Here is a 12,535-nt window from a genome sequence, read left to right on the forward strand (position 1 = left end):
CCATGAGCTTCCTGTTGTGGATGAGCGTACTGGGCGGCATCCTGCTGGTCCTGGCACTGACGTCGTCCTACCTGCGCTGGATGCCGATCACCACGTCGGCCGCCTGCCTGCTGATGGGGATCGCCATCGGCCCGGCAGGCTTGGGCTGGCTGCAGCTCGATCTGCATCAGAGCGCTGCCTGGATGGAGCACCTGAGCGAAGTCGCCGTGCTGTTTTCCCTGTTCGTGTGTGGCCTGAAACTGCGACGCCCTATCCGCAGCCGCAGTTGGCGCATCGCCTTCGGGCTGGCCGGGCCGGTGATGCTGCTCACCATCGCCGCCACGTGCCTGGGGCTGCACTTTCTGCTCGGGCTGCCCTGGGGCCTCTCGGCGCTGATCGGCGCCCTCCTCGCCCCAACGGACCCGGTGCTGGCCTCGATGGTTCAGGTCAACGATTCAAGGGATAACGATCGGGTCCGCTACGGCCTGTCGGGCGAAGCAGGGCTCAACGACGGCGTGGCCTTTCCCTTCGTCCTGCTCGGGCTGATGCTGGTGCGCGAACAAAGCAGCCCAGAGGGCTGGTGGGTCGACTGGCTACTCAAGGACCTGCTGTGGGCCGTGCCGGCCGGTCTGCTGATCGGCTATGGCATGGGCCGCGGGCTGGGGCACCTGACCCTGCTCATGCAGACGAAAAATCAGGACAGCACCCTGTCGCCCAACGATTACCTGACGCTCGCCCTGATCGCCCTGGCCTATGTAGTGGCCGAACGACTGGGCGGATACGGATTTCTGTCGGTATTCGCCGCGGCCTTGGGTTTGCGTCAGTCGGAGGTCAAATCGACCGGCAGCCCGCAGGCCCCTGCCGAACACCTGGTGCAGCCTGTCGTCGGGCACCAGCATGTCGAGCCCCACCAGGCGCTGCATGGGAATGTTGCGGACCTTGAAGGTCCCCAGGTGGCCGCCGGGGTGATGATGGGTGACATGCTGGCCTTCGGCAACCTGGTAGAGCGCGCCCTGGAGGTGTTCCTGGTCACGATACTCGGGCTGCTCATCGTGCCCCATTGGGATTGGCGCGCGCTGATGATCGGCGCCCTGCTGTTTCTGCTGATCCGCCCCCTGAGTGTGCTGGTCATCCCCTGGGGATCGCTGCTGGACGTCACTCAACGCGGGTTGCTCGGCTGGTTCGGCATTCGCGGGATCGGCAGTCTCTATTACCTGTTCTACGCCATGAATCATGGCCTGACGCCGCAGATGGCCCGCACCTGCATGGACCTGACACTCTCGGTGGTCGCACTGAGCATTCTGATCCATGGCCTCAGCACCCAGCCCATGCTTGCCCGCTACGAGCGCTCGCAACAGAAGCGGCGACAAATGTAACGAAGAATTTCAGCAACGACCGGATGTCCAAAATACAGACCTACCCCAAGGAGTTCCGTCATGAAGTTCGCCTACTTCTGCCAAACGCTGTCCAAATCGGCCGGCAGTTCGAAAACCTTCCTCATCGCGCTGGTGCTGATCATCCTCTGGGCGGCGACCGGCCCCTATTTCCATTACAACGACACGTGGCAACTGATCATCAATACCTCGACCACGATCATTACCTTCCTGATGGTGTTCCTGATCCAGAACACCCAGAACCGCGACAATGACATGCTGCACATCAAGATCGACGAATTGCTGCGCGCCACCCAGGAAGCCCACAACGCCATGCTCTGCCTGGACAAGCTGGAAAGCCGGGAATTGCGCGAACTGCGCAAGGAATACAACAAAATCGGTGCCGTTGACCAGGCCGACTCCCTCAGCCCGCCCCTTGAGCAGATAGCGCAGCCGGACACGAGCCCCAAGAAGGATCAATCGTCTAACCCGCAGGACTGACGAGCTCCATCAAGCCCAGAAACATGGAATCAGCTGTCGAACGCCAGGGTCTGACGTTCATGGATCAGGGAAACAGTCTCTGCATCCCTCAGCACACCAACGACTCATTCAGTGAGTGGGAGTGGAATGAATCATGTCCTTGAATACCGACATTAGCGCTCACGCCATCCGAATAGACTTTCAGCAAGATACCCTGTTGGGTGTCAACACCTTCAGCCTCGACTGCACGGCACAACGCCTGCCGTCCTCCGATCCGCCCTCGTCTGCTGTGCAGCTGCTGATTGCACCGCCCTGGCCAGTACCGCTTGAAGACGCCCACACCGTCGCCTTCGACTGGGAGGGCACCCGATACAGCGGGACCCTCCAAGGCGCTCGCCACGAGCCCGATGGGCGCTTGTTACTGACCATTGCCTTACAAACCTGAGGTGCACTGGACACGTAGCCTGAGAGCATGAAGAAAACAATCTGCCGTCGCGGGCGCCCCCTTTCCATGGAAACAACCACCGCCTCCGGGGTGTCCGAGGTGGCTCGCAACATGGCGGGCATCCCTTGGCCCTCAGACGACCAGCGTCTCGGTGGACGCCACCGGTACAGGCACCCCAGGTTGCTCATCGAGCCCTGGGATCAGGATCACCTTGCGACAGTCCTCCTGGCATTTGTCGAAGACCTCATATCCCTGTGCCGCCTGCTCCAGAGACAGTCGGTGGGTGATGATGGCTTCAGGGCGCAGGTGCCCCAGCTCGATGTGCTCAAGCAGCTCGGGCAGGTAGCGCTGAACATGCGTCTGCCCCATCTTGAACGTCAGTCCCTTGTCGAAGGCATCCCCAAACAGGAACCCATGGATGAACCCCGAGTAAACCCCAGCGACACTGACCACCCCGCCACGACGAACCGCCGCCATGCACTGGCGCAGGGCCTTGCCACTGCTGCCTTCAATTTTTAGCGTCGAAAGTACGGTCTCGGTGAGGCTACCCTTGGCCTCGAAACCAACCGCATCGATGACGCCGTCCACACCTCGCATACCCGCCGTCTGCCGAATGATGCTGTCAGCAGGGTCCTCATCCTGGTCAAAATTGATGGCAATTACCCCGTAAGCGCGCTGGGCGTAAGCCAGGCGATAGGCGTGCTGGTCAACCATGAAGATCTGCTCGGCTCCCAGCATTCTGGCGCACGCGGCGCACAACAGGCCGACCGGCCCGGCACCATAGATGGCCAGGCTCGAGCCTTGGGTGACCTGTGCGTTGAGAACCGCCTGCCAGGCGGTGGGCAGGATATCCGAGAGGAAAAGCACCTGCTCGTCAGCCAAGGAGCCCGGCACCTTGAAAGGACCGATGTTCGCTTTCGGGACCCGCACCCATTCAGCCTGACCGCCCGGCACGCCACCGTACAAACGGCTATAGCCGAACAAGGCAGCACCGGGCGGAATGGATTTTTTATTGAGAATGGCCCCTCGACCATCATTGGTGGTCTCACAGGCCGCATACAGTTCCTGCTGACAGAAAAAGCAATCGCCACAGGCAATCACGAACGGAATGACCACTCGATCACCGCGTTGCAATCCCGTCACCTGCGGACCGGTTTCCTCGACGACACCCATGAACTCGTGGCCGAAGATATCACCTGGTTCAACGGTCGGAATCTTGCCCCGGTACAGGTGCAGGTCCGAACCACAGATTGCCGTGGCCGTGACACGCAGGATGATGTCGTCGGGCTGTTCAATGATCGGATCCGGCACGTTTTGCACCGATACCTTGTGAGCGCCTTGATAGGTCATTGCACGCATGTGGACTCCTCGTGCCCAGGCATGGATGAAGGGACAACTCCCTGGGCCTATGAAGGTAAGGTCCGGCACGCCTTTATCGGGTTCAGTTGTGTCTGCACGGGCGCTGATGGACGGTCAAGCAGGAGCCTCCAATCCGTGACAGGCGGCTGTTCGCTCAGCCCTTGCTGTGTTCAGGGGAGGAAGGCCCTTTGGTCACACCACGAGGGCCGGCTGCGCCCCAGATGACTAATCCAACCAGGGGCAGCAGGACAATCATGGCCGTCCACAAGGCCTTGTTTGCCGAGGATCTGGAGCTCCTCCAGACGCTGTTGAGAGCCCACAGATCCAATAACAAGAGGATGGCGAGCGCGCCGATCCAAAGGAAGTTGGTTGGCATGATGATTCTCCTGACTGATGAAAGATTAGGTCGGGGGGTGACTCCGACAGTTCAGTCAATTTCGTGCCCATCAGACCAGTGTCGCCTCCGCGCCGCTGCTGGCATAACCGCGTCGTGGCTGTTCCAGGCAGCCTTCTTCGGCAGGAAAAAAACGATGAAGAAATACACGGCCTGCTGCGGTCGATTAAACAGGGGTACAGACGCACCACCTCCACCACAGCCCACTGGAACCGAAGACCGACGAGGAGCTCATGGTTTACCTGGACATGCTGCAATGGCCGGCCATGTTGGTCACCGTATTGGCCGCTTGGCTGATTGGCTCGCTTGAACCCAAACGCCGAATGATCGGCTTCATCTGCTTCACCCTCAGCAATGTGCTGTGGGCTATATGGGGATGGCAGGCCCAGGCGTATGCCTTGATCGTGTTACAGGTTTGCCTGTGCGCGATGAATGTTCGCGGTTTCGGGAAAAATGCACGGAACCGCAGCACCACTGGCTCGCTCAAGCCCGCTGACTCACCGACCAAGTGACCTACAACGATTCGACACCGGGGGGTGGTTTGCCACGACTCTGCGCCATGAGCAGGTCAACCACTGCCCGGCACCGCAAGGGCTCCTCCCAATGAGCAGGTTGAGCCTGGAAACACTGCAATTGACGCTCGGCACTGGTGCCCTCTCGCAATAGGTCCCCTGCCTGGGTGAAGACCTGCTCCTGACCCAACGCCTGCGCCGTCGGCCCGAAGGTCTGTTGCGCCAAGGCCAACCACTGCTGCAGATCCATGACCGGCTGTTCGGGATCCATCATGTAACGCCCACGTGTGCTCCAGCGGCGTGCCTGACAGCGGTTCTCCTTGAACAGCCAGTGATGGGTCAGGGTGTAGCGCTGACCCGGCTCGGCGAGCAAACAGGCATGGCGCACCATGACACTATACAACCCCGCCAGTGTCAGTACGTCCTCAACGCAAGGACAGGCATCGGTCAGGCGCAACTCCAGTGTGGGATAGCGTAAGGACGGGCGAATGCCCCACCAGACCGGGGTATCGCCACGTAGCGCCCCCATGCGACGCATCTGCAATCGATAATGGCGGTAGGCACGCTCGTCACGCAGGTACTCCGGGGCGCCCATGCGTGGCCACTCATCGCACGCCACCTGGCGGTAGCTGCAATAACCACTGTGGTGGCCCTGCCAGAAAGGTGACGAGGCGCTGAGTGCCAGTAGCAACGGCAACCAGGGCAATACCTCGTTCATGACGCCAATACGATCAATGCCTAAGGGCACCTGCGCGTGCACGTGCAGCCCACTGAGTACACTGCGCTGAGCGACCTGGGCATACTCCGAAAACAGCTGCTGGAAATGGGCCTGGGGTGTGGCCTTCTGTTGGCGCCACAGGGCCAGTGGGTGCGTTCCTGCGCAGAGAAAGCCCAACCCGTGAGGGTCCAATGCCCGGTCGAGCGCTTGGCGCCGCTGACGCAAACATTCGCTGGCCTGTGCAAGGTGCTCGAACACAGGAGATGCCCACTCGATCTGCCCTTGAAACATCTCAAAGCAAAAACCCTCCCCCAGCGCCTCACGACAATCCTGCAGCACCTGTATCGAAGGCTCGGCAACCATCTGCCGGCTTTGCAGATCGGTGATAAAGTACTCCTCCTCTACCCCCACGTGCTGGGGAAGGCCATGATCGAAAGACATCCTAACCCTCCCCCTGCTTATCAACGCAAACGGGTCACCGTCAGCACCACCACCGCAATCCGCTCAACCTGCTCATAGCCGGGCTGGTCCAACTCTTCGCCGAAGACATCCGGGTCCAGCTCCCGATAGGTCCAACCATAGGACGCATCCAGCAACAACGGCCGTGCGGCCTCAAGAAACGGATCACGCCCCTTGACGATCGCCGCGCCGGTGTACAAGACCAGGGCCCCATTGACGTTCAGCCGCGGCAACGCTGCCTGGAGGATCCGTAATGACAGATGCTCGCCCAGCCCTCCGCCACCGTGTCGATAGGCACGTTGCCGGCTATCGTTCATGTAGGGAGGGTTGGCCACTATCAGATCGAAACGCCCCTCGATGCTGTCCAGTAAATCGCTATGGTAAATACTGAGGTTGCGCGTCTCAGCCAACTCGGCATTCACCGCACTCAAGCGTAAGGCGCGGGGATTGATGTCGACAGCCAGTACCCTTGCATCAGGCCGGGCACGCGCCATCAGCAGCGCCCCCACGCCTGTTCCGCAGCCGATGTCCACGGCGCGCTCAATCGGTTCAAAGCGCTGATTCAGATAATCGGTGATCGCCCGGGCAAAACGATAACTGTCGGGGCCGAAGAACACCGCATCAGCCTCTTGCGTGGGATATGCCGAGTGGGCCAGCAGCAAGTCCCCCAGGCTGGACCATCGAATCGTGCTGCGCAGCAGGCCACCCTCCTGCCTCAAGATCCCGGCCTCCTGCAATTGAGACAGCTCGACAGCCCCCATGAGGCTGGAATCGAAAGGCATGGACCAACCAAATACATCGCGAAGATCCACAGCGCAGGGAACGGGTGACCGGGCGAGCACCCGCTGATGTGTCAACGGCGTAGGTGTGACAAAACGGTAGCCGTCCGCCTGCAGACGCCGTCCCAATTGCACCAGGGTCTGGTCAGCTTGATAGGTCATCGCGTGAGTGAAACCTGAATGGCAACTGTCCATGGTTTGGCTCCTCATTCATCAGCGCATGCGGGCACGCAGGTCCATGAAATGTCGGGCGGCAAACAAGCCTGCGGGCCTGCTGTGGCGAGGAGCGGATAGCCAGGGCAACAGCACATCGATCTGCTGCTCAGGCGGGTACCGCTTCAGGATCTGGCGCAGGGCGCAGGTCTCGGGGTCCTCCTGCTGCTCCATCGTCGCACCACGGCAAACCGAACCGCCTCGCACAGGGCTTGCAGGCGCCTGCCAGCGCCCTGAAATCCAATCCTTGAGCAGTTGTTTTTCATAGCCACTGAACACGCCAAACATCGCCGCACCACGGCCCTCGATCAAGCGCCAGAAACGGCTCTCTTGAGGATTCTCATGACGGCGGATCCAGCCCGTGTCTTGCAAGGCTTGCAGGAAAGACGAGATACAGCCGGTCTGTTCCAGCCACTGATTGACGGTCTTGCCTTCGAAGCGGCATCGATCGGAGTGCAGGTACCGGCCCGCCCGTTGCTTTCGCTCAAGCATGGCAACCACTTCGCGCTCCAGATCGAAAGACTGGATGACCTCAAGGGTGCCCAGCCCCAGGTTGTTGAGCTGGTAACCACAGGCCACCCGTTGCCAGTACGAGTCGGCGTCAAGGCCGATCGGCGCCAGTTCCGTAACCGCTTGAACGGCCTTGCGGGCATGCCCGCTGCTGACATTGTCGATGGTCACGTGCAGAGTGAAGTAATACGGGTCGATGCCCAACTCCCTCAGCTCGTAGGCGCAGATCAGCAAATGCAAAGGCAGTTGCTCGTAGCCCAGGTTATAGCCCAGCACCTCTGGCATGAAAGACTCGGCCGCATGCCCCAGCGCCAGCTGGATTACGCCCTGCCGATAGTGCTCATCACTGAGTTGCAGATCGCCTTCGCAGTCCTCTTCAGCCAGCAGCCGGCGGTACAGGGCCACGTGATTAAGCCCGACTTCCCCCTCTCCCAGCTCCTCCAGGTAGGTCGTGATCAGACCGTCATATCGATAGTCTTGCCAGTGCTTCAACGTGCCATACAGCCAGGCGCCGTCGACCCGCTTGGTCGGTGCCACGGCCTGAAGGAAGTACAGCGCGTGCGCCCTGCCAGATAGATAACGCCGTCCGCCGCCCTGCTGGCGGGCCTGTAAATAGTCAGCGTACTGCCGAGCCACCTGCGCACAATGATCTTCTACCCAGGCCATCAGTTGATTGAACTCGGTCGGCAAGCGTTGCGCCGCCGGCTCCACCTCTTGCAACTGCTGGTGCAGGAACACGCGGGACAGCTCAATCGGAGGCTCATCACCAAGCGTCAGTAATCGTTGGTAAAGGTGGCTCAGGGGTGCAGACGATTCAGCTACCGAGCGGGTGTTCATCGCTTTGAGAGGTGTCATCCCATGCTCCTGGAAATCAATGGTTCATGAGTGGAAGAGCCTCGCGCCCAGGAAAAGATTCCATCTGCTTCCCCTCATGGCTGATGACTGGGCCCAAGTCGTCGAATTTGCCGTTACGCTTGATCGGCCATGACGCGGCAAATAGCTGGTCGCCCACAACAAGAATAACAGCAGGCTCTACTTTCCATTGAGCGAATGGCTAAAGCGAAGCGGCCCTAGATGCCAAAATATAAAATAAAGCCCCCATGCAAAGAATGCAGAAACACGCCGCTTGCTTATAAGCATTTCATAGCAAAAACCCGCAACAGCACCGTTCATCGCCAGAATATTTTTTAATTCCAACTTCTCATACAGGCCTCACTCCCAGTTAATGCTCGCCATGTGGCGAGTGAGTAATCCATCCATTCAGAGGAATCATCATGACCAGTAAAGGCAATTCGAACCCGGGCAACTTCGCCAACGATCGTGACAAGGCATCCGAGGCTGGGAAAAAAGGTGGCCATGCTTCCAGCGGCAATTTTGCCAACGACAAGCAAAAGGCTTCTGAAGCGGGTAAAAAAGGTGGCCAGCACAGCCACGGCGGCCAAGGCCGTAGCTGATGCATGAGCCTTTGCGCAGGGGCTTCGGCCCTTGCGCCTCTTTCAGGCATTCCAACCACGCGCAGCCAGAGATGAGGGCTGCCGTGTTCCCGAGCGCACGATCAGTAAGCTGACAACCCTTACTCAGGATTGGGTATTAGCACTTGGAACAGGGTTCCACCACTGCGAGTTGATTTCACTTTAATATGACCTCCATGCCCCGCCACGATTTCATTGGCAATAAATAGCCCCAGCCCCAGTCCAGCCTTTGACTTACGTTCAGGGTCCGAATACCGTGAGTAACGCTCATCTGGATTAAATAAAAACGGCATGACCGAAGCGGGTATGGGTTCGCCCTGATTATGCACCGAAAACACCGTTTCGATGGCATTCTGTTTCAGTAGGACATCAATGGGCTTGCATTGATCGCCATGCTGTATGGCATTACTTATCAAGTTGGAAAATACCTGCCCTATACGTGAAGTATCGAACTGACCCACCACCGGTGTTTCTTGGCATTCCACATGAATGGCCACCTCACGGTGAACGGCCTGGAGTTCCCGGATGACCTGAGTACAGATCAGTGCAAGGTCAACCGTCTGCTTATTCATGGCGATACCTTCGCCGAGATTACAACGAGTCAGGTCCAGCATATCGTTGACGATGTGGTTGGCTCGTCGAACGCTCGTGGCAATCTGCAACGACAGATCCTTGGCTCGTTCATCCAGGTCGGTGGTGCGGTTCAATAAATCAGCGCTCATCAAGATGGCTCCCAAGGGGCTACGAAGGTCATGCCCGACGATGCCCAGTACCCTCTTGCGTGTTTGCTCCAGCACCTCTTCATAGGCAGACACAGACTCGGTGAGCAACTGATCAATCGCCTCGTTGAAGCGCAGCATATCGTCAGTGCGATACGCCAGCTCCGGGGAAGCATCGGCCAGCCAGAGCCGCAATACACTGGCCCTCAATGCCCGATACTCGGCCACCACCTGGTTCAACGAAAAGCCGGCAAACCAGCGAGCCTGGGCGTGAGAATGAGCCGCCGCATCCGACTCGTCGCTCGGAGCGCGCCCCTGAGATTTTTCATATTCCTGCTGCGCAGTCTGGGGAGTACGAAGGTCAAGGGCAATGCAGGTGAGCATCTGTTCGGCCTGATTCCTCAACGCGCTGGCGTCCAGCGACTGGAAAGGCGTTTCAATGGAACGGGCAAAGCGCTCCCATTCCTGAAGGATGGGTTCGAGGTTCTGCATAATGAAATTCGACAATCGCATGGGTGTTCCCTGCCGTGCCTACCAGAACATGAAATAGCCAACCTTTTCGACTTCTTCGAGTGCCAAGCCCACCGGTTCAACAATCGGTAAGCGGCGCAGAGAGAGTCAGGCTGACGCCCGTCTTCAACCTACGACCTTCCTTCCTCAAATGGCCTCCACTGCAGACTCCATGGCACTCAGGCTCCGAAATTGACGGTCTGGACAACGAACGACCAGCCACCGAGCAACAACCAGAAGAGCGCGAAAAGCAGCGGGGACCGCAGAGAAAAGAGCAACGATTTGCGATACCCCTTGTGCGTTGACTCAGTGGCACAGAACAACGGTGACTCATCGTAGGCCAGTCCCATCACCGGCTCGCTTTGCAGCAACTGGCTTTGCTTGAAATGCCAATGATCGATGATCTCGTAGGCCGCCTTGATGCCAGGCCAAGCATTCAGCGAACTGAGGATGCCGAGTAAGGCCAATATCGGCGGCAGGGACAACGTGAAGAGCTTGCCCCATTCGGGATTGAGGTTAGCCATGCACGAGGAAAACGCGATGACCAGAAACGACTGGGCGCTCAGGTAGGCGTCCGTGCGGTTGGACAGAATGGTGGTTTCGTACTGGATCTCACGGCGATAGAAATCCAGGCGTTCCTTGGGAGAGCCGAACATCTTGGCGTTCTGCTCGCTCAGCTCATCCTCGTTGGTCTGAGACGTCAGGATCCGGGTCATGGCAGCCGTTTCTCGTGGTCAATTTTTTTCATTCGATGGCGGACTGCCCTGAGTCAGCACAGGACAAGCGCCCTGCCTCGCCACCGGCTATGCGTTCGGCTTGATCACGCCCACGCTGGAGCGCATCGTCCAGCGTCCACTGCGTTGCGGGTAACGCCTCGACTCTCTCCCATACCGGTTGCAGATCATGGGTGTAAACGCAGACCAGCAGCTCAAGTACTCCATTGGAACGCTCTCGAACGCGAACATCCAAGTGACAGCCATTGTCGGCCGCTTCGTTATGACACAGTTCGGTAATGGATTGCTGTATCCATGCATTATAAACAGGTCCTCGGCATAGCATGGCTCTTCTCCAGAACGACGGTAGAAACTCAAGGACTTCGCTGAAGCGATAATAATTCCATTCTTCTTAAGAAGGCCCGACAAGGCGTATTAATCAACCCTTGACCGCTTCGCTTGTTTTACCGTTCGTCCGTAAAAAAGATATCAAGTCAAACCAACCCATCGGACACCTGTTCCATACCCCTGTGACCTGTTTCAGCGTGTCGCCTTGCGTGCCCCGCCCCCGTCTTGAGGAGAAAGAAATGCCTACGCTCGCCAGTACCAGCCAATGTGCCTGCCCGCCTTGCATCTGTCCCGTTGAGCCGCATCAGGCCGTGGAGATAGACGGCAAGCTGTACTGCAGCCCGGCCTGTGCCAGGCACCATGCCGACGGACAAGCCTGCTCTGCTCCCCATTGCAATTGCGAACAAGCCGTTGCGCGTCATGACTCTTCAAATGATGTTTTATCAATAGATAACGCAAACAATACCGAGTCACCTATTAATCAACCCTAGACGTTATAACCCCCAGACCTATTCAGTTGCTGCCTTAAGTCATTCAAAGATAAACCCCTGCATTCAAATCGATGTAAGCAGCTTGTACTGAAGACCATTCTTCTTGAATGCAGCCGAGCGTGAGGGAGCACACATGCCCATTAAAAAGCGCCATCTATTTTTGATGACCACGGCAACAACGCTCTATGGGTGCAATGCCGTTCTTCTGCATCCCAAGGGCCAAATTGCAATCGACGAGCGCAATCTCATTTTTCTCGCAACAGGGCTGATGCTGATCGTCGTCCTGCCTGTGATCGTGATGATGTTCTGGTTCGCCTACCGTTTTCGTGCCAGCAACAAGACCGCGCCCTATGCGCCACGCTGGGCAAGTTCTCACCGGATCGAGGCCGTGGTTTGGGGGGTACCGCTGCTCATCATCCTCATTCTGGGTGCGGTCACCTGGCGCACCACCCACTCGCTGGATCCCTACAAACCCATCGAATCGCAGACCGCGCCCCTGAACGTCCAGGTGGTCGCCACCGACTGGAAATGGCTGTTCATCTACCCCGACCTGGGGATCGCCACCGTCAATGAGCTCGCCCTGCCGGTAAACACGCCGGTCAGTTTCACCATCACGTCGGACGCGGCGATGACTTCATTTTTCATTCCTGCACTAGGTGGCCAGATCTACGCCATGGCCGGCATGCAGACCAGGCTTCACCTGATCGCCAACGAGACAGGGCAATTCCTGGGCATCGCCGCCAACTACAACGGTCCCGGTTTCTCCGACATGCACTTCACCACCTACTCCACCCTCCCTTCCGAGTTCCAGGCGTGGATCGCCAAAGTCAAAAGTGCCGACCGCCCCCTGGATCACACGCAGTACAGCCTCCTGGCCAGACCCAGCATCGCTCACCCGGTGACCTACTACTCGAGCGTCGATGCCAAGCTGTTTCAAAGCATCGTTGATAAATACGAGGGGATGAATCCTGCACGCGGACGCCAGGGCGAAGCCGCCGAGATGCGTGCGATCAGAATCAATGACCGCTCGCACCAAGACATGATGTCGAAGGAGCAATGAC

General features: G+C 58.4%; 14 protein-coding genes. 7 read left to right on the top strand and 7 right to left on the bottom strand.

Annotation, left to right across the window (positions count from 1 at the left end; all coding sequences use genetic code 11):
* Positions 1-2: 2 nt before the first annotated feature.
* The 3 genes from HU752_RS20465 (at position 3) to HU752_RS20475 (ending at position 2,277) form a co-directional block, all read left to right on the top strand.
* Positions 3-1,355, top strand: a complete 1,353-nt coding sequence (locus HU752_RS20465; protein ID WP_186676030.1) for a cation:proton antiporter — start codon at positions 3-5, stop codon at positions 1,353-1,355.
* A 60-nt stretch (positions 1,356-1,415) separates the two neighbouring features.
* Complete coding sequence (locus tag HU752_RS20470) at positions 1,416-1,853, top strand: low affinity iron permease family protein (protein ID WP_186676028.1); 438 nt, start codon at positions 1,416-1,418, stop codon at positions 1,851-1,853.
* A gap of 133 nt (positions 1,854-1,986) precedes the next feature.
* Positions 1,987-2,277: a hypothetical protein gene (locus HU752_RS20475; protein WP_186676026.1), complete on the top strand. Its 291-nt coding sequence runs from the start codon at positions 1,987-1,989 to the stop codon at positions 2,275-2,277.
* Between the two features lie 132 nt (positions 2,278-2,409).
* Here HU752_RS20475 and HU752_RS20480 read toward each other — a convergent pair whose 3' ends face one another.
* Positions 2,410-3,636 carry a zinc-dependent alcohol dehydrogenase gene (locus HU752_RS20480; RefSeq protein WP_186676024.1) on the bottom strand — a complete coding sequence of 409 codons (1,227 nt, stop codon included), beginning with the start codon at positions 3,634-3,636 and terminating at the stop codon, positions 2,410-2,412.
* 154 nt (positions 3,637-3,790) lie between these two features.
* On the bottom strand, positions 3,791-4,012 hold the full coding sequence (locus HU752_RS20485; protein ID WP_186676021.1) for a PLD nuclease N-terminal domain-containing protein: 222 nt from the start codon (positions 4,010-4,012) through the stop codon (positions 3,791-3,793).
* 251 nt (positions 4,013-4,263) lie between these two features.
* Between HU752_RS20485 and HU752_RS20490 the strand changes: the two genes are divergently transcribed.
* A complete protein-coding gene (locus HU752_RS20490; RefSeq protein WP_186676019.1) occupies positions 4,264-4,542 on the top strand; it encodes a hypothetical protein in 279 nt (92 codons plus the stop codon).
* Position 4,543: 1 nt separating this feature from the next.
* Here HU752_RS20490 and HU752_RS20495 read toward each other — a convergent pair whose 3' ends face one another.
* Genes HU752_RS20495 through HU752_RS20505 form a run of 3 tightly spaced genes read right to left on the bottom strand, consistent with a single transcriptional unit; the run spans position 4,544 to position 8,076 of the window.
* Positions 4,544-5,701 carry a carboxylate-amine ligase gene (locus HU752_RS20495; protein ID WP_186676017.1) on the bottom strand — a complete coding sequence of 386 codons (1,158 nt, stop codon included), beginning with the start codon at positions 5,699-5,701 and terminating at the stop codon, positions 4,544-4,546.
* Positions 5,702-5,721: 20 nt separating this feature from the next.
* Complete coding sequence (locus tag HU752_RS20500) at positions 5,722-6,693, bottom strand: methyltransferase (protein ID WP_437182267.1); 972 nt, start codon at positions 6,691-6,693, stop codon at positions 5,722-5,724.
* A gap of 18 nt (positions 6,694-6,711) precedes the next feature.
* Positions 6,712-8,076, bottom strand: coding sequence for an iron-containing redox enzyme family protein (locus tag HU752_RS20505; protein ID WP_186676015.1), 1,365 nt, complete (start codon positions 8,074-8,076; stop codon positions 6,712-6,714).
* A gap of 419 nt (positions 8,077-8,495) precedes the next feature.
* Here HU752_RS20505 and HU752_RS20510 point away from each other — a divergent pair, with 419 nt between their 5' ends.
* A complete protein-coding gene (locus tag HU752_RS20510; RefSeq protein WP_186676013.1) occupies positions 8,496-8,675 on the top strand; it encodes a con-10 family general stress protein in 180 nt (59 codons plus the stop codon).
* Positions 8,676-8,794: 119 nt separating this feature from the next.
* Here the strand turns inward: HU752_RS20510 and HU752_RS20515 are convergent, their stop codons facing one another.
* Entirely contained in the window at positions 8,795-9,925 is a 1,131-nt protein-coding gene (locus HU752_RS20515) for a sensor histidine kinase (RefSeq protein WP_186676011.1), read from the bottom strand.
* A 176-nt stretch (positions 9,926-10,101) separates the two neighbouring features.
* Positions 10,102-10,638 (bottom strand): hypothetical protein, encoded by a 537-nt coding sequence (locus HU752_RS20520; RefSeq protein ID WP_186676009.1) that lies wholly within the window; start codon positions 10,636-10,638, stop codon positions 10,102-10,104.
* 584 nt (positions 10,639-11,222) lie between these two features.
* Here HU752_RS20520 and HU752_RS20525 point away from each other — a divergent pair.
* Together HU752_RS20525 and cyoA are read left to right on the top strand one after the other, a co-directional pair.
* Positions 11,223-11,474 carry a metallothionein gene (locus tag HU752_RS20525; RefSeq protein ID WP_186676007.1) on the top strand — a complete coding sequence of 84 codons (252 nt, stop codon included), beginning with the start codon at positions 11,223-11,225 and terminating at the stop codon, positions 11,472-11,474.
* A gap of 133 nt (positions 11,475-11,607) precedes the next feature.
* Positions 11,608-12,534, top strand: coding sequence for a ubiquinol oxidase subunit II (gene cyoA, locus HU752_RS20530; RefSeq protein ID WP_186676005.1), 927 nt, complete (start codon positions 11,608-11,610; stop codon positions 12,532-12,534).
* Position 12,535 lies beyond the last annotated feature (1 nt).

It is taken from the genome of Pseudomonas vanderleydeniana, from assembly GCF_014268755.2.
GTDB classification, from domain to species: Bacteria; Pseudomonadota; Gammaproteobacteria; order Pseudomonadales; family Pseudomonadaceae; genus Aquipseudomonas; species Aquipseudomonas vanderleydeniana.